This is a genomic window from Pseudomonas extremorientalis, from assembly GCF_001870465.1.
Lineage (GTDB): Bacteria > Pseudomonadota > Gammaproteobacteria > Pseudomonadales > Pseudomonadaceae > Aquipseudomonas > Aquipseudomonas extremorientalis.
This window is the reverse complement of sequence record NZ_MDGK01000017.1, coordinates 106,272-127,497: the sequence shown is the minus strand read 5'-3', so window position 1 is coordinate 127,497 and position 21,226 is coordinate 106,272. Positions and strand designations below refer to the sequence as shown.

At 57.4% G+C, this 21,226-nt stretch carries 23 protein-coding genes, 1 tRNA gene and 2 pseudogenes; 7 read left to right on the top strand and 19 right to left on the bottom strand.

Annotated elements, in window-relative coordinates:
• Window positions 1-92: 92 nt before the first annotated feature.
• Window positions 93-177: transfer RNA gene (locus BFN10_RS08055), tRNA-Leu, on the top strand.
• A 165-nt stretch (window positions 178-342) separates the two neighbouring features.
• Here BFN10_RS08055 and BFN10_RS08050 read toward each other — a convergent pair.
• The gene (locus BFN10_RS08050) at window positions 343-651 is read right to left on the bottom strand and encodes a DUF3077 domain-containing protein (protein WP_071489240.1); all 309 of its coding nucleotides are present in this window, start codon (window positions 649-651) and stop codon (window positions 343-345) included.
• Window positions 652-1,035: 384 nt separating this feature from the next.
• On the opposite strand from BFN10_RS08050, the pseudogene BFN10_RS08045 reads away from it, so the two are divergent.
• From BFN10_RS08045 to BFN10_RS08040, 3 genes and pseudogenes are all read left to right on the top strand, one after another.
• Window positions 1,036-1,764 (top strand): annotated as a pseudogene (locus BFN10_RS08045) (DUF927 domain-containing protein); the annotation flags it as partial.
• Between the two features lie 144 nt (window positions 1,765-1,908).
• Window positions 1,909-2,010 (top strand): annotated as a pseudogene (locus BFN10_RS30045) (transposase domain-containing protein); the annotation flags it as partial.
• Window positions 2,011-2,066: 56 nt separating this feature from the next.
• Entirely contained in the window at window positions 2,067-2,672 is a 606-nt protein-coding gene (locus tag BFN10_RS08040; RefSeq protein ID WP_071489239.1) for a hypothetical protein, read from the top strand.
• Between the two features lie 443 nt (window positions 2,673-3,115).
• Here the strand turns inward: BFN10_RS08040 and BFN10_RS08035 are convergent, their stop codons facing one another.
• A complete protein-coding gene (locus tag BFN10_RS08035) occupies window positions 3,116-3,415 on the bottom strand; it encodes a hypothetical protein (protein WP_130898127.1) in 300 nt (99 codons plus the stop codon).
• A 171-nt stretch (window positions 3,416-3,586) separates the two neighbouring features.
• Here BFN10_RS08035 and BFN10_RS08030 point away from each other — a divergent pair, with 171 nt between their 5' ends.
• Window positions 3,587-4,036, top strand: a complete 450-nt coding sequence (locus tag BFN10_RS08030) for a GNAT family N-acetyltransferase (RefSeq protein ID WP_071489237.1) — start codon at window positions 3,587-3,589, stop codon at window positions 4,034-4,036.
• A 16-nt stretch (window positions 4,037-4,052) separates the two neighbouring features.
• On the opposite strand, the gene tnpC is transcribed toward BFN10_RS08030, so the two are convergent.
• The 15 genes from tnpC to BFN10_RS07965 all read right to left on the bottom strand — a co-directional run bounded on the left by tnpC (window position 4,053) and on the right by BFN10_RS07965 (window position 17,316).
• Complete coding sequence (gene tnpC, locus BFN10_RS08025) at window positions 4,053-5,648, bottom strand: IS66 family transposase (protein ID WP_071489236.1); 1,596 nt, start codon at window positions 5,646-5,648, stop codon at window positions 4,053-4,055.
• Window positions 5,649-5,709: 61 nt separating this feature from the next.
• Window positions 5,710-6,045 carry an IS66 family insertion sequence element accessory protein TnpB gene (gene tnpB, locus BFN10_RS29690; RefSeq protein ID WP_071489235.1) on the bottom strand — a complete coding sequence of 112 codons (336 nt, stop codon included), beginning with the start codon at window positions 6,043-6,045 and terminating at the stop codon, window positions 5,710-5,712.
• The gene (gene tnpA, locus BFN10_RS30040) at window positions 6,042-6,359 is read right to left on the bottom strand and encodes an IS66-like element accessory protein TnpA (RefSeq protein WP_083351505.1); all 318 of its coding nucleotides are present in this window, start codon (window positions 6,357-6,359) and stop codon (window positions 6,042-6,044) included. The genes tnpB and tnpA overlap by 4 nt, the downstream gene beginning before the upstream one ends.
• Window positions 6,277-7,038, bottom strand: coding sequence for a hypothetical protein (locus BFN10_RS29425; protein ID WP_130898128.1), 762 nt, complete (start codon window positions 7,036-7,038; stop codon window positions 6,277-6,279). Before BFN10_RS29425 ends, tnpA begins: the two co-directional genes overlap by 83 nt.
• Before the next feature lie 254 nt (window positions 7,039-7,292).
• Window positions 7,293-8,369 (bottom strand): protein-glutamate methylesterase/protein-glutamine glutaminase, encoded by a 1,077-nt coding sequence (locus BFN10_RS08015; protein WP_071489234.1) that lies wholly within the window; start codon window positions 8,367-8,369, stop codon window positions 7,293-7,295.
• Window positions 8,332-8,865 carry a chemoreceptor glutamine deamidase CheD gene (gene cheD / locus BFN10_RS08010; protein WP_071489233.1) on the bottom strand — a complete coding sequence of 178 codons (534 nt, stop codon included), beginning with the start codon at window positions 8,863-8,865 and terminating at the stop codon, window positions 8,332-8,334. Before cheD ends, BFN10_RS08015 begins: the two co-directional genes overlap by 38 nt.
• Window positions 8,862-9,671: a CheR family methyltransferase gene (locus tag BFN10_RS08005; RefSeq protein WP_071489232.1), complete on the bottom strand. Its 810-nt coding sequence runs from the start codon at window positions 9,669-9,671 to the stop codon at window positions 8,862-8,864. The genes cheD and BFN10_RS08005 overlap by 4 nt, the downstream gene beginning before the upstream one ends.
• Before the next feature lie 9 nt (window positions 9,672-9,680).
• Window positions 9,681-10,220 (bottom strand): chemotaxis protein CheW, encoded by a 540-nt coding sequence (locus BFN10_RS08000; RefSeq protein ID WP_058423387.1) that lies wholly within the window; start codon window positions 10,218-10,220, stop codon window positions 9,681-9,683.
• 39 nt (window positions 10,221-10,259) lie between these two features.
• A complete protein-coding gene (locus BFN10_RS07995) occupies window positions 10,260-11,918 on the bottom strand; it encodes a methyl-accepting chemotaxis protein (protein ID WP_071489231.1) in 1,659 nt (552 codons plus the stop codon).
• 29 nt (window positions 11,919-11,947) lie between these two features.
• A complete protein-coding gene (locus tag BFN10_RS07990) occupies window positions 11,948-13,987 on the bottom strand; it encodes a chemotaxis protein CheA (protein WP_071489230.1) in 2,040 nt (679 codons plus the stop codon).
• Between the two features lie 40 nt (window positions 13,988-14,027).
• Complete coding sequence (locus tag BFN10_RS07985) at window positions 14,028-14,315, bottom strand: STAS domain-containing protein (RefSeq protein ID WP_071489229.1); 288 nt, start codon at window positions 14,313-14,315, stop codon at window positions 14,028-14,030.
• 23 nt (window positions 14,316-14,338) lie between these two features.
• A complete protein-coding gene (locus BFN10_RS07980; RefSeq protein ID WP_058423391.1) occupies window positions 14,339-14,707 on the bottom strand; it encodes a response regulator in 369 nt (122 codons plus the stop codon).
• A 9-nt stretch (window positions 14,708-14,716) separates the two neighbouring features.
• Complete coding sequence (locus BFN10_RS07975) at window positions 14,717-15,628, bottom strand: methyl-accepting chemotaxis protein (protein WP_371914395.1); 912 nt, start codon at window positions 15,626-15,628, stop codon at window positions 14,717-14,719.
• Between the two features lie 476 nt (window positions 15,629-16,104).
• Window positions 16,105-16,392: a hypothetical protein gene (locus BFN10_RS07970; protein ID WP_071489227.1), complete on the bottom strand. Its 288-nt coding sequence runs from the start codon at window positions 16,390-16,392 to the stop codon at window positions 16,105-16,107.
• A gap of 27 nt (window positions 16,393-16,419) precedes the next feature.
• Window positions 16,420-17,316: a hypothetical protein gene (locus BFN10_RS07965; RefSeq protein WP_071489226.1), complete on the bottom strand. Its 897-nt coding sequence runs from the start codon at window positions 17,314-17,316 to the stop codon at window positions 16,420-16,422.
• Between the two features lie 218 nt (window positions 17,317-17,534).
• On the opposite strand from BFN10_RS07965, the gene BFN10_RS07960 reads away from it, so the two are divergent.
• Window positions 17,535-17,864: a hypothetical protein gene (locus BFN10_RS07960; protein WP_071489225.1), complete on the top strand. Its 330-nt coding sequence runs from the start codon at window positions 17,535-17,537 to the stop codon at window positions 17,862-17,864.
• 8 nt (window positions 17,865-17,872) lie between these two features.
• On the opposite strand, the gene BFN10_RS07955 is transcribed toward BFN10_RS07960, so the two are convergent.
• Complete coding sequence (locus BFN10_RS07955; protein WP_071489224.1) at window positions 17,873-18,508, bottom strand: LysE family translocator; 636 nt, start codon at window positions 18,506-18,508, stop codon at window positions 17,873-17,875.
• Window positions 18,509-18,647: 139 nt separating this feature from the next.
• Between BFN10_RS07955 and BFN10_RS07950 the strand changes: the two genes are divergently transcribed.
• Window positions 18,648-19,016, top strand: a complete 369-nt coding sequence (locus tag BFN10_RS07950) for a PH domain-containing protein (protein WP_071489223.1) — start codon at window positions 18,648-18,650, stop codon at window positions 19,014-19,016.
• An 88-nt stretch (window positions 19,017-19,104) separates the two neighbouring features.
• Here BFN10_RS07950 and BFN10_RS07945 read toward each other — a convergent pair whose 3' ends face one another.
• Entirely contained in the window at window positions 19,105-20,859 is a 1,755-nt protein-coding gene (locus tag BFN10_RS07945; protein ID WP_071489222.1) for a hypothetical protein, read from the bottom strand.
• Window positions 20,860-21,226 lie beyond the last annotated feature (367 nt).

Below are 21,226 nucleotides of genomic sequence, written 5' to 3'. Positions count from 1 at the left end.
CAGGGCCGGGAAGTCTAGCGGAAATAGTCAAAATTGACCATGAAACGTGATTGACCAACGGTAATCACCTCTCTATACTTCGCCGCCATTGAGCCCTGATGGCGGAATTGGTAGACGCGGCGGATTCAAAATCCGTTTTCGAAAGGAGTGGGAGTTCGAGTCTCCCTCGGGGCACCATCTTAAAAAAAGACCTTGAAATTCAAGGTCTTTTTTTTCGCCTGTAGAAAAGCGGGTGATCAGCAGAATGACCGATCGCCGCCTGCTCTATCTTAAAACACAGCCGCCTGTGGGCGCTGGCTTGCCTGCGAAGACGCCAGCCCAAACATCCTCAAGCTATCTGCCTTACGCCTCCACTGACTCCCCCTCCTCCACCACCCCATTCGATAACATCCCATTCGCCAAATCATCCACCACCGCCTTCGCCATCTCCCCCAAATAATGCGCCGCCCAGGCATAGCGATCGGCACTGGAATCCATGGCCGCATCCAACGCCAGCAACTTGGAACAGTGCAACAACTCGGAGACATGCTCCAGGGCATCACGGATGGGCACGCCAGAATTGACGCGGAATAGACGGTGGAGGTTGGGCTGCTTGCCGCAAGTGGAAAAGGTGATGACGCCGAGGGTTTTGTTGAGGGGTGGGTTGATCATTCGGCACCTCCGATCTGAGCGGCGGCGTCGATTGCAGCATTGCGCGTGTACGATTTATCAGAAACGTTCATTGCTCAAGCTCCTAATGTAGAGAGCTACCACGTTCGTTTCTCATGCGAATGGGTGGCAGCTATGCGCGGGCTGAGAAACCGGGACAATAGGAACCCGGCAGACCCGAAGGTCTCCCACGCATAGCCACCATGACACAGGCATGCGGGCACAAAAAAGCGCCAACAGTCTAATGGATGGTGGCGCCTATGCGCCTATTGTTTCTCGGATTCTCAAGTCCGGTCGCTGGGTTGGAAGCGACGGAGGAAAAGTAGCTCAGGAGCGGCTGGAGATGAAAGTTGGTATCTGTGGCGAGAGATTTCCGGCGGCCAGTCTGGAGGGTTGCGGGCGTTAGGAAGAGGAAAGTCGTGCACTAACCCCGGTTACGTGCAGGCGTGGCGCTTGCTGTTTCTCTCTACGGACGAGAAGACGTTGGCGTAGCACATGGCAGATGCCAACAAGGAGCTGAAAGCCGGTATGGAGGTGCGCATGCTTGCCGTACCTGCGGATGCCAGCAAAGGCCTGGGCATGTTCGATGTGCTGAATGGTTTTGAGGACGCTGCCGCCCTCTCCGATGCGCTCAAGGCCCGCGTAGCCAAATATTACGGCACGCCCCTCACCGCTTTCCTGCCCGCACTGTGTGCGCCTGGGGAAATGCTCAGGTGGACAGTGATCGTGCGCCGCACTGTGGAACAGTCCATCACCCAAAACCTACCCGCCTCGGCCAGTGGTCAGGCGCAACGTGCCTCCCTTCGCTTTGGCCTCGCAGCAGCGGCCGGGGAGTTAGCCACCGCCTACGGCGTTACTCGCTGGCCCGATGGCACAGCCACAACCGCCGCACGGGTGTGTCTGCATGCGTGGCTGGCCGAACGTGGCGGCGCCGGTAACTTCGAGGGTGATGCGATCTTGGCGCGGCTGCGCCAGGTCATCGAGCGCTTAGGAGAAAGCCGATTCACCCGTTGGGAATCTGCCGCCGCCAAGATCGATGAGCACGGCCCACGCACGATTGATCGGCTGGGCTTTCGCAAGACGATGGAACACGGCATGGGCGATGCCCTGCACACTGCCGGGGGCCCCTGAGGTTTTCATTGAGACACGGGGTCGGAAATCCGCCCGATCTTGTTAGCGGAAAGATGCCCAGCTTAGTGAACAGGTGAACATGGTGAACTGCGGTTCACCTGTGCATTTGCCCAAGATTTAGAGATAGGGTATGCCTATCTTACAGATGTGCTGATGCGGCTGCCGACACAGCGAGCGCGTGAGATCAGGCAACTGCTGCCGCATCAGTGGGTGGCGGCAGAAACCACGTAATCCCCCGATGCTTTGGGACTTACAAGGATGGCGCAATTAACGGAGTAGTCGTAACGATGATTTTGGTTGTTGAGGGTATCAGCGCCAGCGGGAAAACCACTTGGTGCTCTAAGCATGGAGGGCAACATGTCATTCCTGAAAACGGCCGTTTTGAAAACGAGCCGGATCGGATAAAGGATCCAGTCGGAGCAGCAACTTTTTGGGCAGAGCGAAACGTGGATCGCTGGCAAACGACGCTGGCCATGGAAGACATTTCTTCGTGGGTTTTGTGTGACAGTGACCCTCTCAAGCTCCACTACATTTGGAGCCTTTGGCAGATCGGCGAGGCGAGCGAACACGACTGGCGAATAGAATTGGATGCCACAAGAGAAACGATCGCACAAGGACGTATTGGCTTTGCTGACTGTTACATTGTTGGCCGCATAGATCCTCAGCTCGCGCGCGAACGAGCCAAAGCAGACACCACCCGCCGACGGAGTAGATTCGAGCTACACGTGCGCCTCCAACAAGCTCTGCTGACCTGGTACTCAGCTATGGATGAAGTGCTTCCTGGCAGAGTGCGATTCGGGTTTCCTTCAAAAATGCCCACCGTAGAAAACCTTGATGGAAGATATTCGCTAACGGCCTTTGATCAAATGATCGCATCGCTCTCCAGAAAATAATCAGCCCTCTTGCCGACAGGGATTTGAGAGGCTGATACAGAGAACGTGAATTGACGTGAAAGCAATGTATAGGCGTATTAGCCAGCTGCTTACGAGATAGGTGCCAGGGACCCTGAGCACTCCAAACTGACACGGGGCAGAGAACCCGCGCGTTCGTGTTAGCGGCTGGATTTTTGAAGTTGGTTGACAGGTTGACGGAGTTGACTCGGTTGACGAACGCCATGCGTGCGTTATCAGCAAAACAAAGGGGCATCTTTACCAACACGGTAACGATGTCCCTTTTTCTTCAAGATCCTTTCAATTTCAACGTTGAAATTTCAGTAAGCAGGGGAATCTGTCGCTACCACGATGTCGCGGGTTTCCGACCCCGTGCTGTAAGGAATCTCTCAGGGGCCCCGGCAGGTTTTGGGAATCGGCTAGCTAAAGGACGAGAGAAAATGTGGCTATGCGAGCCCAGCGAACTCAATGCGGACACCCGTGCTGCCTTCGTACAAATACAGCTGCCTGTCAGCAAACCCAATATGCAAACGGAAGTCTTTATCACCGACCTCTAACGCATCACGTATTGATTGCTCGTTTAATTCGCACGTTTTGCGAGCCCAATCGAACTGGGCGTAGATTTTTTGCAGCTGCATGAAGTTATTGATGGCAGTGCCATCGCACATGACACCACCGCCTGGTGGAAAGATCACTTCACCAGAAAGCTTCGTCACGGTGACGTTTAAGGGTAAGCGTCTGGTCATCCCGTCTGGTTTTTTGGCTGTGGCTGTTCAAAACAGCGAGACGTCCAACGTTAGCCAGCGGGTCATGTGTAGCCTGTACTATATTGTTTGTCTGATCGCAGGTGTAAGGCCTGATGCCTTGTCTTAATAAACTTTTGACGTTCGCCACTGCTCCCTATCCGAGGATTTCTCATGACAAATCAATCCAATTTGATCGAGTTGGTTCGAGAGACAAATCCGGTATTACTCAAGTCTTTGAATGACCTACTCCCCCAGCTTTCCATGAATGCGAAGGCAATGACAATGCAAGAGTTGCAGCTGATCGTAGATGCAGAATGCTCTGATCTATTCGTAGTGAGGGGGGCAGGTGGAGAAAATATCTTGGGGGCGCTAACCCTCATTCATTTCCGTATTCCGACAGGTGTTCGTGCTTGGATCGAGGATGTCGTTGTGGATGCTGGTGCCCGGGGGCAGGGAGTCGGCAAAGCGCTCATTCAGGCAGCTGTAGAAAGAAGTCATGCCCTGGGCGCAAAAACACTGGATCTTACGTCTAACCCAAATCGAGAATCCGCTCATGGTTTATACGAGGGGGCAGGATTTTCTCTTCGAGAAACAAAGGTATATCGCTATCTCCCCGCATGATGGATATCTGCAACGATTAGCTTCCCTGCTTGACCCAGCGAAAAGGGAGCAAATCGGTAATTCCACTTGCTCGCTGCGTCGGCAGGCGAGTCAGTACATCTTTCAGATACGCATACGGATCATGTCCGTTGAGTTTGGCCGACTGGATCAGGCTCATTAGCGCCGCCGCACGCTGACCGCTGCGCAACGACCCTGCGAAGAGCCAGTTCTTGCGTCCAAGCGCCCAAGGCCGGATCTGGTTCTCTGCCCAGTTGTTGTCTATGGGTACGGCCCCGTCATCAAGGTAGCGCGACAGCGCTGCCCAGCGTTTCAGGCTGTAATCGAGTGCTCTGCTGATGGCTGAGCCTTCGGGCACGAGGTCACGCTGGGCGATCATCCAGGCGTGCAGCATGTTCATCACAGGTACAGCTTTTTCTTGCCGTATTCTGCGCCTTAAATCCGGCTCCAAGTCGCGGACTTCATTTTCGATTTCATACAGCAACTGGATATAGCGCAGGGCTTGCTCGGCGAGCGTGCTTTTATTCGTAGCGTGCAGTTCGAAGAACTTGCGCCGTGCATGAGCCATGCAGCCGATCTCGGTCACGCCGAGTTCAAAGCTGGCCTTGTAGCCGCCAAAATCGTCGCAGACCAGCTTGCCCCTCCAGTCTTGCAGGAAGTTGCGAGCATGCTCTCCGGCGCGGCTGGGGCTGAAGTCGTAAACCACCGCTGCCACATCTGAGAACTGGGTGGTGGCATAGGCCCAAACATAGGAACGGTGGGTTTTCTTCGTTCCCGGCATGAGCATCTGCACCGGTGTTTCATCGGCATGAATAACCTGCTGCCCGAGTACCACGTCGCGCAGCGCATCAACCAGCGGCTGCAACTGAACCCCGGTCACGCCAACCCATTGAGCCAAGGTGGAGCGTGGAATCGCCAGGCCCGCTCGACCGAAGATCGATTCCTGACGGTAAAGCGGCAGGTGGTCGGAAAACTTGGCAATCATTACGTGGGCCAGCAGGCCCGCAGTCGGGATGCCCTTATCAATAACCTGCGCCGGAACAGGTGCCTGGATCAGCGTTTCGCAGTCATCGCAGACCCATTTGCCACGCACATGGCGTTCAACGGTAAATGCGCCGGGCGTGTAGTCCAGCTTCTCGCTGACGTCCTCGCCGATGCGCTTGAGAGCGCAGCCGCATGGGCAGTGAGTGTTGTCCGGTTCGTGATGGATCAGTGTGCGTGGAAACTCAGCCGGTAATGCAGTGCGCTTGGGCTTCTGCTTTTTCTCGGTTGCCGCTGCCACTGTTTGCAAAGCCTGAAGCTCTGCTTCAATCGCTGCGATATCGGTATCGATCAGGTCATCAAGCAAACTGGCCTGCTCAGGATTCATCTGCTCGCTGCGCTTGGCAAATTTCAAGCGCTTGAGCTGTGCGATCTCGAAGGTCAGTTTCTCTATGACTGTTTGATCACTGTTGATCTTCTTGCCCATCGTTTCAACGGTTTTACCCATCGTTTCGACCGTCTTGCCCAGCGTGTCGACCTGGTGATCTAGCGTCTCGACACGCTGCATTAACTGCGCCGCCAAGGCGCGCAGTTGTTCAGGGGTCAGGTGATCGAGATTGGGTAGCGGAGTCATGGGGCCGATTTTGCCAGAGCGGGCAATTCGCGGCGATATACCGATAGGCTAATGGCAGCCGTTAAAGCAGTGTGATCGAGCCTCCAGAACCTGCGCGTTGCCATGGCAGACCCAGCACCAATGCCTGAAGTTGCTCGGTATCCAGTTCCATCTCAGAGCCATGGTGAATGCCAGGCCAGTGGAACTTGCCTTGGTTCAACCGGCGCGCCGCCAGCCATACTCCGAAGCCGTCATGCACCAGCACTTTCATGCGATTGGCGCGGCGGTTGGCGAATAGATAAGCACAGTGCGGCTTCGCCGCACCGAACACCGCGACCACTCGAGCCAAAGCAGTCTCAGTGCCTGCGCGCATGTCCATAGGCTCGGTGGCGAGCCAGATGGCATCGACGCGAATCATTGGGCCAGGCCACGAACGAAACACGCGCAGCCGTCCGGATCCGAGGCTGGCCACTTTACGGTGATGGATTTATCACCCAAAGGCAGCGAGATGATCACAATCTCTTCTGTTGCTCGCCTTGGTACTGCTTTAACCGGAACGAAAGCCGGCAAAGTTGCAGGCGATTGATCTCGGTAAGTCGGTAGCCACTTGCGGATCACGTTGGCGTTGATGCCGTGATGGATGGCTACGCTAGAAATTATCGCCCCAGGTTGCAGGCATTCCTGGACGACCTGGGCTTTGAATGGTTTGGGATAAGAGCTTCGTTGGCGCATGGAAATCCTGGCGATAAGGGCAATCGCGTCCGCTTAAAAATACGCGGACACCATCGTCCTTAATGCTGGAGTTCGGTAGGTGACTTGGCCAGACGCTTACGTTTAAGGACTTTTTCCTGCAGTTTGCTCGCTCCTCAGCCGTCAGGGTATCCGGGGTCAAGGAGCGAGAATTTGAAGGTAGCAAAGACGGCCAATTCTCCTCGATGGTGTGGATCAGCTTCTCGCGAACCCAGACATCACCATGACCGGGACCGTGGGGAAGAGCGTCAAGAAAATAGATGCAGTCTGTCTGTACCAAACCGAATGCGACGGTCTTAGTACCCTTGATCAGTCCATTGAGTAAGCGTTCAGTGCCGAGATGAAAATGCAGAATCCCCCAGTCATCAAGAAGCCCATCAGCTTTATCTATGCTGAACGTGGATCTGCTCAAATACGGTAACAGAGGCTGGCCTTGGTGGATTGCAAGGCAAAGCCCATCGAAGCCGCTTTTTAGATCAGCAGGGACAGAGAAAGACGCTGCGCACTCTGTCCGTCGTGGCGTTGCAACTGGACATCTTCTTTGGAGCTTGAAAAGAAGCAACGCGCAGCCGGTCACATCTCTGTTGGGAGCTACGACATTCAGTTTTTTCAGTTCAGATTCGACGAACGTCAGCAGGTCAGCTTCGAAAGCTGCGCGCATGGTTTCCCTTTTTTGATAGCCTCCGCGAGCTTTGATCGTAGCAGCACCTGATTAAGAAAATGCCCCAACAGAAAGCAGCGTGTATCCCTGCTTGTATCCCGAGATCCAGAATCAGCCTGGAAGCCTTAGGATATATAGAACACTCGAGTCTCCCTCGGCCCCTCTTAAAAAAAGACCTTGAAATTCAAGGTCTTTTTTTCGCCTACAGAAAAGTGGCTCGTCGACGCACTAACTATTCACCCGCCCCTTCCCCCTCACTTATGCAGGATCGCCCGATAAATATCCTCCAGCGCCATGATGCGCTGAGCGGCGTTGAGCTTGATGGCTTCCTTGGGCATGCCGAACACCACGCAACTGGCTTCATCCTGGGCGACTGTCGCGGCCCCGGCCTCGAGCATTTCCTTGAGCCCGCGTGCGCCATCGTCGCCCATGCCCGTCATGATGATGCCGGTGGCATTCCTGCCGGCGAACCTGGCCACCGAGCGAAATAGCACATCCACGGAGGGTCGATGGCGGTTGACCAGCGGTCCATCGATCACCTGAGCGTGGTAATAGGCGCCGCTGCGGTTGACCATCAGGTGCTTGCCGCCGGGTGCGATCAGGGCCAGGCCAGGCAGGATACGGTCGTTGTTGCGCGCTTCGCGCACTTCGATTTCGCACACGCTGTTGAGGCGCTCGGCGAACGAAGCGGTGAACTTCTCGGGCATGTGCTGCACGATCACCATACCCGGGCATACGCGCGGCAGTGCCGTCAGCACGGCTTCCAGCGCTTGGGTGCCGCCGGTGGAGGTGCCGATGGCGACGATGCGCTCGGTAGTCTGGGCCATGGCATGCCCATTGGCGGCGGGCAGGATCGCATCGGCACTGAGCTTGCTGGCTGGAACCAAGGGCGGGCTGACGCTGCGTTTTCCCAGGTTCCTGACATTGGAGTTTGCGGCGGCCCGGATCGCGGCCACCAACTCGGCCGCCGATTCAATCAGGAAACTCTTCAAACCGGTTGAGGGCTTGGTGATGATTTCCACAGCGCCCGCCGACAGCGCCTGCAGGGAGGTTTCCGCGCCTTTCTGGGTCAGCGAGGAGCAGATCACCACCGGCGTCGGCCGCTCGCTCATGATTTTCTTGAGAAACGTGATGCCGTCCATGCGCGGCATTTCGACATCCAGCACGATCACGTCCGGCCATTCCCGCGCCAGTTTGTCCATGGCGAAAATCGGGTCGGAAGCCGCCCCCATGACGTGGATATCCGGCGTATCGCTGAGAATCGCCAGCAGTACCTGGCGCACCACGGCCGAATCATCGACCAGCAGCACACTGATTTTTTTGGTAGGCATCTTCTTGAAGTATTCCCATTGGTTGGTGCCGAACCCAGACGTTGCCGTTCCACAGGTCGAACATGATCGTGCGGTAACCGGTACTGCCCATGTCCTGGGCGGCCAGGTGCAGGTGATGACGCTCGGCCAGGGCCAGCGCCGCGCGAATATTCAGGCTGGCGACGTCCTGCGTCGGCAGACGACGTTGCAGATCCGGAAACATCTCGCCGCCGCCGAACAACTTGACCTGGTAATCCCGTGCATGCGTGCCATTGATTTGCGCGTGACGCAGCAGCAGTTCCAGGGCTTCGTCGGCATACCGGCCATCGAGGGGCTGATGGTTGCGCAGGCGCCCCGGCAGCATGAAGTGACACATGCCGCCGATCAGCCGCTGCGGATGCCAAAAGGTAATCGCCACACAGGAGCCGAGCAAGGTCCGCAGGCGCGTCGGCCGCGTTGCAAAACTGACTTGGCCAGGCGCCAATACCACTTCGGTCGTACCCACAGGCTTTTTCATGGCTTGCGGTAAATCGACGGCGCCACCAGCTTCAAGGTGTCATTGACGCCGTGGAGGCTTTCGGAGTGACTGATGATCAAATAACCACCGCGTTTAAGCAGCGGCAACAGACGCGCGACCACCTGGCTCTTGGTCTGCTGATCGAAATAAATCATCACGTTGCGCAGGAAAATCACCTCGAACTCCCCCAGCGCCGGCAGCGCTTCGTTAAGGTTGACCTGGATAAAATTGACGCGGTTGCGCAAGGCCTTGTCGATCAGGACGGTGCCCTCCTGACGCCCCATGCCCTTGAGGCAGTACTTGACCAGCAGCGGCTGGGGCAATGTCTCGATGCGTTCCATTGAGTAATGCCCCGTGCGCGCCTTGGCCAGTACCTGGGAGCTGATGTCCGAGCCGATCACTTCCCAGGGCGTGGTACCGAGGCTTTCGGCCAGGGTCATCGCCAGGCTGTAGGGCTCTTCGCCGGTGGAACTGGCCGCGCTCCACACGCGAAACATCCGGCCCGGCGCGGCCTGGGGCAGCACGTGCTGACGCAGGAAGTCGAAGTGCTTGGGCTCGCGAAAAAAATAGGTTTCGTTGGTGGTCAGCAAATCCAGCGCAACTTGCAGTTCGCCCTTGCGCTGGTCATTCATGATCAGCTTGAAATACTCACCATAGCTCTGCAGCTCATAGTGCTTGAGGCGCTTGAACAGGCGCCCGGCCACCAGAGCTTTCTTGGCGGGCGACAGGTTGATGCCGGCCGCCCGGTACAGCCAGGTCTGGAACTGACCGAATTCATGATCGTCGATGGAGACGGTATCTGACATGATCGAGCCTCAACGCAGGTCGAGGTCAGGGGCCGGCGCCTGGCCAGCCTCGGCCAGGCTGGACATCTCGTCGATAGACAGCACCTTGTCCACTTCCAGCACGATCACGAATTTGCCCTCGACCTTGGCCATGCCACTGATGAAATCGGCGCGAATGCGCGCACCGAAGCTCGGTGGCGGTTCGATCTGCGTGGCCGGGATCTCCTGCACGGCAGATACCGTATCGACCAGCAGCCCGATGTCCTGTGGCTGACCGTCCTCGGTACTCGCCTCGATGATGATCACGCAGGAACGCCGGGTGATCGCCGAGTTGGCCCGCCCAAAGCGCGCCGACAAGTCCACCACCGGCACCACTGCGCCGCGCAGGTTGATCACCCCGCGCACGAAAGCGGGCATCATCGGCACCACGGTCAGGCTGCCGTATTCGATAATTTCCTTGATCCCCAGGATGCCGATGGCGAACATTTCGCCGCCCAGCATGAAGGTCAGGTACTGCGCATCCTCATCGACCGCCACCGCGGTCTGCCGAGTCGTCATTACTGCGCCCATGTCACTACTCTCCCTTGTAGGCCCGCATCGATCGTGCGATCAGAAGCGGGTGAAATCCGATTCGTCCGGGGCACTGGCCATGGTGTAGGCGAACGCCTTGCGCGGCGGCGTTGGTTTGGTGCGCGGCGGTTGACGGTTGGGCGTGCTGCCGGGGCTGTCCACGCCGGTGCTTTGCACCGCAGCCTTGGACGCTGAATCCAGCACGAAGAAACTCATGGCCTGTTGCAGTTGCTCGGCCTGGCTGCTCATTTCTTCGGCCGTGGCCGCCAGTTCCTCACTGCTCGAGGCGTTTTGCTGGGTCACTTGGTTGAGCTGGGTCATCGCCGTGTTGATCTGCGCGACACCGGCGGCCTGTTCTTCGGACGCCGCGCTGATTTCCTGCACCAGGTCGGACGTCTTGTTGATGGAAGGCACCATTTCGTCGAGCAACTTGCCGGCTTTCTCGGCCATCTCCACGCTGCTGGAAGACAGTTCGCCGATTTCCTGGGCGGCGACCTGGCTGCGTTCGGCCAGCTTGCGCACTTCGGCGGCCACCACGGCGAAGCCCTTGCCGTGCTCGCCGGCCCGGGCGGCCTCGATGGCGGCATTGAGCGCGAGCAGATTGGTCTGGTAAGCGATGTCATCGATGATGCTGATGCGCTGGGCGATTTTCTTCATCGCCACCACCGTCTGCTGTACCGATTCGCCGCCCTCGGTGGCTTCCTTGGCCGCTTTGCTGGCCATGCCATCCGTGACCTTGGCGTTTTCGGTGTTCTGGTTGATGCTGGCGCTCATCTGTTCGACCGACGCACTGGTTTCCTCGACACTGGCGGCCTGTTCACTGGTGGCCTGACTCATCGATTGCGCGGTGGCGCTGACTTGTTCGGAGGCGCTGGCAAGGTTATCGGAGGCGTTACGCACTTCGCCGATGATATGGGCCAGCTTGCCGACCATGTTGCGCATGGCGTTGAGCACCATGCCGGTTTCATCTTTGCCACCTGGCTCGATGTGCGCATTAAGGTTGCCTTCGGCCAATTGCTCGGCGGCGCTCGCCGCCTGGCGCAACGGCCGGGAAATGATCCGCGCGATGAATATCGCCAGGCCCAGACCGATCAGCAGGGATGCGGCCAGTACCGCGATGATCGACACGCGTGAGCTTTCATACAGCGCCGAGCCCTTGTCACCCGCGGCAGTGGCGCCGGCGTCATTGAGCTCGACCATTTTCTGCAGGCGGTTGGTCACCTCATCGAAATGCCCTTTGGATTCACCCCGGAGCAAACTGCGCGCCTGGGCTTCCTGGTTCTGACGGGAAAACTCCAGGACCTGCTTGCTGCTCGCAATGTAGGCGTCCCATGCGCTTTTCACGCTAAGCAGGAGTTGACGATCTTCATCGTTCGACAGCAATTGCTCGTAGGTCTGCATGCGGGTTTCGAACTGCTGGCGCGCCTCGGCGGCTTCGCGTTCGGCCTGGGCCTTTTCTTCGGGAATCTCGGTACCGATGTGGCGGTTTTCTTTCAAGCGATAGTTGGCGGCAAAAAAACGCATGCCTGCGGCTGCACGCATGGAGGGCATCCAGTTGCCCTTGATGTCCTGGGCGGCCTGGTTGACGGCACCGAGCTGAAGGATAGCGAAGGCGCCCATGGCCCCGGTGAGGGCCAGGACCACCAGGAACGAGCTGATCAGCTTGGTGGAAATTTTAAGATCGTAGAACCATTTCATCGGGGAACCTCCATGGAATTGCAAAGACGTCAGCGGGCGACGAGCGGTGGCGACTGAGGCGCCTGGGCCGTGCGGGCTTCCAGTTGTACGATTTGATTGAGTAGCGCCGGTACATCCAGGATCAAGGCCACCGCGCCGCTGCCCAGAATGGTTGAGCCACTGATACCGCGCAGTGCCCCGAACAGCTTGCCCAGGGGCTTGATCACGGTCTGGAACTCGCCGTGCAGGTCATCGACCACCAGCCCGGCCTTGTGCTCGGCATAGCGCACCACCACCACGTTCTGACGGCGCGCGGCCGGGCCTTCGTGGCTGAAGTGGTCGCGCAGGTCCACCAGGGGCAGCACCTCGCCACGCAGGTCCAGATAGCCCTGATCGCGGCTGGACTGGCGCTGGCGTTCATCCAGCTCGACGCATTCCTGGACCATGTCCAGCGGAATCACGTAGGTGGATTGGTCGATGCCGACCAGGAAGCCATTGATGATCGCCAGGGTCAGCGGCAAGCGAATGCGCACCACCGTGCCCTGGCCTGGGCGGCTGTCGAGGTCCACGGTGCCGCGCAACAGCGTGATATTGCGCTTGACCACGTCCATGCCGACGCCCCGCCCGGAGAGGTTGGTGACGGCCTCGGCGGTGGAGAAGCCCGCTTCGAAGATCAGGTTGTAGACCTCCTGGTCGGTGAGCACCGCGCCGCTGGCCACCAGCCCGCGTTCCTGGGCTTTTTCCAGAATGCGGTCGCGGTTGAGCCCGGCGCCGTCGTCGGCGATTTCGATGACGATGCTTCCAGAGTCGTGGTAGGCATTCAGGCTCAGATGGCCCTTGCTCGACTTGCCCGCCGCACGTCGCGCATCGGCACTTTCGATACCGTGGTCCATGGCGTTGCGCAGCAGGTGCATCAGCGGGTCGCCGATCTTCTCGACCACGGTCTTGTCCAGCTCGGTCTCCGCGCCACTGATGATCAGCTCGATGTCCTTGCCCAGTTCCTGGCTGACATCGCGCACCACGCGACGGAAGCGGTTGAACGTGTCGCCGATGGGGATCATGCGCAGGTGCAGGGCACCATCGAGAATCTCTTCCACCAGCCCCGACACCGTCGAGGTGGCCTCTTGCAGCGGGTCGTTGTTACAGGAGCGCGCCAACAGGCTGGCGCCGGCGCTGGCGATCACCAATTCGCCGACCAGGTTGATCAACTCGTCGAGCTTGTCGGCGTTGACCCGAACATAACTGCCGTCGCGGGTTTTCGCCTCGCTGTTCGCTGGCTGGCGCTGGGGCGACGCGGGGGCCAGGCCTGGCTCGACTTGCGCGATCAGGTCACTGCCGATGGCGACGCTGCTTTCGGGCGTTTCGTCGACCGCGCGGATGCGCACGTCACAGTCGTCGCGCACGAAGTCGAACACTTCGTTGAGCGTGGCATGGCTGGCCGTCGAACGCAGGTCGATCTCGAAGCCCAGGTAGCAGCTTTCCGGGTCCCAGTGCTCCAGGGCGGGGATGCTGTCGGTCAGGGTGGTGACCTGCACCATTTGCCCCAGCGTATCGAGGTAGCGCAGGAACGACAGCGGGTCCATGCCATTACGGAACACGTCCACGCCGAAACGCAGAGAAATATGCCAAAGCACGTCGGCCCCCGTGTCGTCGTGCACCGCAGCGGGTACGACGTCGGCGGTGGCGGTGCGCAGCGGCTGGTAGTCGCTCAGCGCCTCGCGCAAGGTCTCACCGCGCTCCAGCGTGGCCGGGGTCGGCGTCTCACCGCGACTGGCGACCACGTCGATCAGTTCAAGCATGTGGTCGCCGCACTTGAGCAGCAGCGCGATCAACGCCGCGTCCACCGCCACACTGCCATCGCGCAGGCGGTCGAGAACGTCTTCGACGATATGCGTGAACCCCACGATCGACGCAAGGCCGAACAGCCCGGCGGAACCCTTGATAGTGTGCGCGGCGCGGAAAATCGCGCCGATGGCATCCTGGTCACCGGGGTCGCTTTCCAACTGCAGCAGGGATTGCTCCATGGCCTGCAGCAGCTCGCGCGCCTCGACGATGAAGGTCTGCAGTGCCTGATCGAGATTGATGCTCACCTGGACTTTCCTTGTCGATCAATGAACGGGACAGTGCCGCTTAAAGCGCGGCGCTGCGACACAGTTGGAGCGCCTGCATGACTGCCTGGCTCTGGCCGGTCACACTCAAGGCGGTGCCGGCAACGCCGGCTTCACGCTGGATGACGGCCAGCAACTGCAGGCCGGCACCGTCCATTTCCGTCACCTGGGACAGGTCCAGTTCCAGGCGCGGGGCCGCGCCCATCTGCGACAACAACGCGCCCGCCAGTTCAGCGACGGTGTAGATCGTGAGTTCGCCGTCGATGCCCACATGGGCGGTGTCGTCGATTGTTTCGTGAGTGATCGGCATGGTGGCCTCCCTGGCGCCGGGTGTCAGGGCAGGATCAATTTGGAGACCGCCGCCAGCATCTGCGCCGGCTGGAACGGCTTGACCACCCACGCCTTGGCGCCCGCGGCCTGGCCTTCGGCCTTCTTCGATTCCTGAGACTCGGTGGTCAGCATGATGATCGGTGTGAACTTGTAGTTGGCCAGCTTCTTCACCTCCTTGACGAAGGTAATGCCATCCATGTTGGGCATGTTCACGTCGCTGATGATCAGGTGCACTTTTTGCCCGGTCAGCTTGTTCAGGGCGTCCTTGCCGTCGCTGGCCTCGATCACGTCGTAACCCGCGCTTTTCAAGGCGATGCCGACCACTTGGCGCACGCTGCTGGAATCGTCGACCACTAATACATTCTTCGCCATGATGTGCTCCTAAAAGAAAGTGATGTCTTGGGAATTCGACTGCACAGCCGCCTCGCCGCGATGGAGGCGTCGTTGCTCGTCAGTGGCATAGGTGGTTTCCATGCGCGCCAGCCATTGGCGGGCGTCGATGGCCAGCGGCTGGTCCGGGGTCTGGTTGGCCTGTTGCAGATGGTCATGCAGCGCGTGCATGTTGTCGCGCACGTGACTGAGGATCTGGCTGACCCGGTCCTGGAATTGCAGGTTGACCAACACCTCGGTCATCTCATCGCGGATGCCGTAGCTTTCCTGCTTGAGCAGGTCGGCGGATTCGGCCAGGCGCCCAGTGATGTTCTGGAAGCGTGTGAGCACCATTTGAATACTGTTTTCGGACTCGGCCACCGAATGGCTGTCCTGGTCGGCACTGCTGGACGCGGCCTGCACCAATTGAGTAATGGCGTTGTTGATGATGTCGACCTTGGCCGACATCTGCTGGCCCGTTTCACTGGATTTGCTCGACAGGCTGCGCACCGCATCGGCCACCACCGCGAAGCCGCGACCGGCCTCACCGGCGCGCGCCGCTTCGATGGCCGCGTTGAGGGCCAGCAGGTTGGTTTGTGCAGCAATCGCTGCCACATCAGCGGCCATGGTACGCAGCTCGCCCGTGTAGGCGGTCAGGCTGCGCACCTGCGCCAGGGTCTGGTCACGGCTGGTTTGAGTGGCCTTGAGCGAATTGATCACCTGGCTCAACTCGCTGTCACTGCGCGCCAGCACCTCAAGCGCGCCGTCAGCGGCCTGCCCGTCCAGCTCGCCGGCCGCGTGCTGCGACGCTTGTACCGTTTCCTCCAAGCGAGTGGCGATCCCGGTGAAACGGTTCACCAGGCTCACGATCGCTTCCTCGGTCTGATGGCGCGAGCTTTCCACCTGCTTGGCCCAGATGGGCATGGCACCCAGCAATACCTCATCGAGCTGTGCACGCGAGGCCAAGCCGTCATGTGCATGCGCACTCGATTGGTCCGCCTGCGCCTGCGCAATCGCTCGCTGCAGTGCGTTGCGCTGTGAAGCCGCGCTCCAGGCACAGGCACCGAGGCCGACCACCACCAGTACTGCGCAGGCCACCAGATTGGCCGGCGAGGTTGATTGCACGAGTATCCACAAAACGGCCGGCACGACCGGGATCAAGGCGAACCAACGGAAACGAGGATAAACGGGAAGGGGCATGCGGCTGGATGGGCGCTGGGGCATGAGTTCGGTCCTTGAACAGTGTTGCGGATATAAACGACATAGTGTTTATCCGCCCCTAGCGCCTCAACTTTAGGTCTGTTGAGTGCCTTCCGTCTGGTTTATGACCGATATGTTAATGACCCGTGGACCTGAGGCAGGCATTCCTTGAGGCCGCCCTTGCCGGGCGGCCGGTAGGGTTATTTCAACAAGGCAATCAGCGCGCAGACCACCGTGATCGCCAACGCCGGCCATTGCATCGGCATGAAAAAGAAGTGGTGGCGCACGCCATCGGCGTGCGGTTGTCGGTTCAGCACAAAGCCCAGCAGGGTGTTGATCGCTGACCCCACCCCGAAGCCGAGCAACACCTGCATCAGCGATGTGTTGCCGGGTTTGACGCTGGGGTCGGGCCACAGCCCCGTCAATAGCAGCACCATCGCCACCGGTGTAAACAACGTCAGCCAGCCTGCGCCGCGATAGATCATCATTTAATCCTCAGCTGTGACGCTGCTGGCTCAAGCCCGCTCGCGTGTTTGTTGTTGCGCCGCAAACACGGCATCGAGGGTATTGAGGAACAGGTCGTGACTCAGAATGCCGGTAGAGATGGTCGACAACACGGGTTTGCCGCTCTCGTCCTTGATCACCACTTTTTCGGTCCAGGCGTTGAGGTCGACGCTGCGCAGCGACGACATCGGCACTTTGTGGCCCTGATACTCGAGGGATGCGCGGCTGACGACGATTGGCGAGGTGGTGATTTTCAGGAAGTTGCCACTCACGCGTTTGCCCCAGACCTGCCCCGAGCTGATGCAGTTGAACGTCACAGCCCCGCCCATCTCCAGCGTCGCGATCACTGCCGGCATGCGTGCGCGAACGTGCAATTCACGCACCAGTTGCTGGAATTCGTAAAAGCCTTTGAGGCTTTCAATCACCCGATGAAACGGCTCGGACGCGTTTCGTCGATAGGCCAGGTTGGTGATCATGCCGGTCATCACGGTTTGCCCGGAGCCGAACAAGTACAGGTCTTCGATATCGGCAAACGCCGTGTACTCGCGTTGCTCGTTGATGATGCGTTCGATGCCGAACTCAAACACGTTGTAGCGTGGCGCGCGCAGTTTTTTGTGCCAGGCGTAGGCTGCAAACACGCCCACGGCAAGAACGACCAGCAAGGCGCTGGTGGCGTAGATCAGGGTATGTGGGTTGGCAAAGTTCAAGGCCATGCCACGTGATGTCTGGAGGTTGACTGGGCCATCGTTGCCCGGTGGCAGTATCGTGCCCAGGTACAGCACAAAACCGGCGAGGGCCAATAACGCAACCCCGAATATCAAACTGAAAATCAGGAAGCCTTTGCCGTGGCGGAAACTCGCGATCAGCTCGCCGGTGGCCGAAGGTGCTTGGGTAGGGGATGACTGCATAAGTGTTTGCGTCCTTGTAATGGGTTAAGCCTTGCACACTGTCAGTCTGGTGGCCGGGTGCATTTGGCACGGCGAGTTGGAACATGGCTAATTAATATCGTTCCTTGGGAAGATGACTTCACAGGAGGGTGAGCCTGGCAGTTCGCGGTATTGGGGTCTTTTTTTTCCTGCCTGGAACAGTGATCATCGCCCTCCCCCAAGCCCTAGGAACCAAGACCATGGAGTTGACGCTGGAAGCTGTTGCGCTTTTTGCACTGAAGCTGGTGCACGAGACGGATGGCGGCAGCCCGGTCTTGCGGGACGATCCGGTGATGGATGGGTATGAGCGGGAGGTATTCGGGCTGCTGGTGCGGCAGGGAGACTTGGCGGCCATTCAATCCAAAGTCGCGGAATCTGTGGATCAAGCGCTTGAAGCACTGGGCGGGGCCGATACGGTGATGGGGCGCGAGTTGCAGCGCTTGGCGCTGGGCGTGCGCCAGGCGTCGACACTGGATGAACTCAATGACCCGCTCAACGCACTCAAGGATTACCTGAAAGCCATCCTGTAACGCACGGTTCAGCGCCGCCCCTCCACCGCCATCCGCACCGCCAGCCCCATCAATACCGAGCCCATCAACCAGCGCTGCACCACCTGCCAACCCGGCCGGGTAACGAAAAACACCGCGATGGACCCCGCCATTGTGGCGATCACCGCGTTGACACTCACGCTGATAAAAATCTGCGTAAAGCCCAGCACCAACGATTGCGTCAGCACGCTGCCATGGCCGTTCGGTTCGATGAACTGCGGCAGCAACGACAAATACATCACTGCCACCTTGGGGTTGAGCAGGTTGGTCACCAGGCCCATGGTGAACAGCTTGCGCGGGCTGTCCTTGGGCAGATCCCGCACCTGGAACGGCGAACGCCCACCCGGCCGGATCGCCTGCCAGGCCATGTACGCCAGGTACAGCGCGCCGCCGAAACGCAGCGCGTCATAGGCAAACGGCACCGCCATGACCAGGGCCGTGATCCCCAAAGCCGCGCACACCATATAAACCAGAAACCCCAACGCCACGCCGCCGAGGGAAATCAACCCGGCCGTGCGGCCTTGGCAAATCGAACGGGAGATAAGGTAAATCATGTTCGGACCGGGCGTGAGCACCATGCCGAGTGAAATCAGCGCATAGGCCAGCCAACTGGACAGTTCGGGCATTGTTGGGCTCCTGGGGTGTTAGGTTGTCGGCGAAACATTTGGCCAAGGTTGTCAGCTTGGCCGCCATGGTAGGGCGTTCAAAATGCGCGCGTTAGATACAGATCCGCGAGTAAAACGGCATACACCCAAGAGGCAGGACATGATCGACTTCAACAACAAAGGCTTCTTCAAGCTCAAGCAAAACAACGAATACGCCGAACGCGTCGCCGCCCTGCTGCTGGACGGCGAAGAAGTGGTCGACGCCTACAAAGCCATGCGCGACGGCGTGGTGTTCACCACCAAGCGCATCATCGCGGTGAACGTGCAGGGGATTACCGGCAGCAAGAAGGACTTCACGTCGCTGCCGTATAAAAACATCGTGGCGTATTCGGTGGAGACGTCCGGGACGTTTGACCTGGATTCGGAGTTGGAGATTTATTTTTCGTCGCTGGGCAAAGTGAAATTCGAATTTACCGGCAAGACTTCAATTGTTGAAATCTCGCGGTTGATTTCCAAACATCTGCTCTGACTCCTGGCCTTGAAAAGTCTACAGTGTGAAAGCCTGCACCGCTTAAACGATCGATGCAGTTTTCTCACTGTGACCGGCGAGCGTGATTTCACAGCAGCTTGCAGATGACCTTCAAGTCATCAAAAAGAAAGTGCGCGTTAGCTCGACAATAGACATCATAGTGCTCAGCCATCTGCCTGCCGCTCTGGGTATGATTGAAGTAAGCATCGACCATCTCCTGTGGTCGGTGCAACCGTGGTTTATTCAGAACTCGCTCCTCCGTAAGGTCTCGTTTTTTGCGAACCTGCACGCGCCCGTCTCGCAGTAGATTACGGAGCAAATTCCACTCATAAAAGAAAAACCCGTCCAACTCATAAAAATTCAAAAATGGGATATTGTGCAACAACACGAAATAACTATTATGCTCATGAGCCCCGCCCACACCATGCCGACTTAACTTTTTGCGGATACTCTCATCACTCAGACTATCTCTAAGCACTGCTAACTGGCGAACAAAACCGGCGCGGAAATTATCATTAAGAAACAACTGACATTGTTCCGCGAGGTAGGTCGGCATGTCCGACAACTGATACTTAACCTGAACAAAGTAATAAATATCATCCTCTACATCCTGAAGAATAAAATCTATATCATACCCCTTAACCTTCGAATTATTGCTCGGCTTAAACTCATCATAGACCTTGAAGCGCGGATCATTAAGATCCCGAATGTAGTTGAGGATATAATTTTTTTCGAACCCCACCCCTAGCAAATGACCAAAATTTTGGCCTTTCTCACTTCCTTTTGCCTCACCCAATAAAAACCTGACAAACTTTCTCAACCCATACTTAAAGTTCAGCGCCCCCCTGATATATACGCCGCCTTTGTATTCAATAAAGCTGCTAGCTGAGTCCAACGTGGGTGAACGTCCAATCAGCGCACTGTTGATCATATCCACTGTTGCGGAGCTGACAATACTTCTCAAGTAGGCTTCGTCGGTCGTGACTTGACCTGAAATCACACGCAGCTCAAGGTGAACTGCAAAATCGACGATTTCTCGCAGGTACTGATATTTCGGATGCCGGACCATATCTTCTGACAAATAGTCGGCGTGTATGGAAAAACATTTATCCAAGGTCTGATCAACCAAAAGTTTTCGGAGCGCCTCTGGCAACCGCCCATATCTTTGAAGTAAAGGTATAGCGTCATGCCGAGAAATCAAGTCACTGATCTTTGAATTAGCCTCGGTAATTTCCGCTAGCCAAAAACCCTTAACCCGTCGTTGTAGCTTCACAGTAGGCGTAATATGAAGAGTGTCTCCCGCCAGCCTAGCCGTCAGCAGACCTTGCGCCATCAGAAAATAAACTTCACTTAGGTAGTAACTCGTCCATAAATTAGCATTCATGAGGATGGCCAAATTATGAACTGCACGCAGCTTCAAGCTTTCGGCAACCCTATTACAAGTATATTCGAGCGCTGCCCACGTATAAGACGCATTAAACCCAGCGATCATTTCGCGTCGAGACGCTGACTTAATGTCCTCTCCCGACAATAAAACTCCAACCTTGAAATACAGACTTAACTGATCAGTAAAACGATGCATGGTTTCCTGATTAAGGGGTGTGTAGTCTTCAAATAAATAATCAGGCAGGGTGTCGCGGGCATGCCGCAAGTTAACGCTAAGCTTTTCCCAGAGTAACGATTGGATCTGCTCGGAGCGAATCAGGCTACGCAGTAACGGGATACGGTAAAGCACTCGAGTGTGCCACTTGAGACGTTCCCCTACTGGAGGCTCCGTGGTCATTACCGCCATAGGATTATGCAAAAAGGCAAGCAGCGCTGGATCAACGTTGTCATAAATCATAAATAGTTTCCTGTTCGCTCTTTATTACCTTTACCCCCGGCGTTTCATACGGCCAGTTTCCGAGGCTATCAAACCGCAGGCGCGATGCGAAGGATGTCTATATGCGGGCGCAGTTTTATCTTCTTTATCAAAGATATAAATGTCAGTTTTCAATTGGCTCCGCAACCAAGGTTCCCATTTCGGCTGGCGTTGCGCGGCAACTTTTACCTCCTTTTCTCACGGACGGATCGTTTGAGAGATACAACTCCGGTATTACGCAACCTGATTGAGTCCAATGCTAAACGAAAAAAACAGAAAACGAGATAATCGAAACGTGCCTTTCCAACCAGATCTCAGTCCACTTTTCCCACACGTACAATCGAATTAA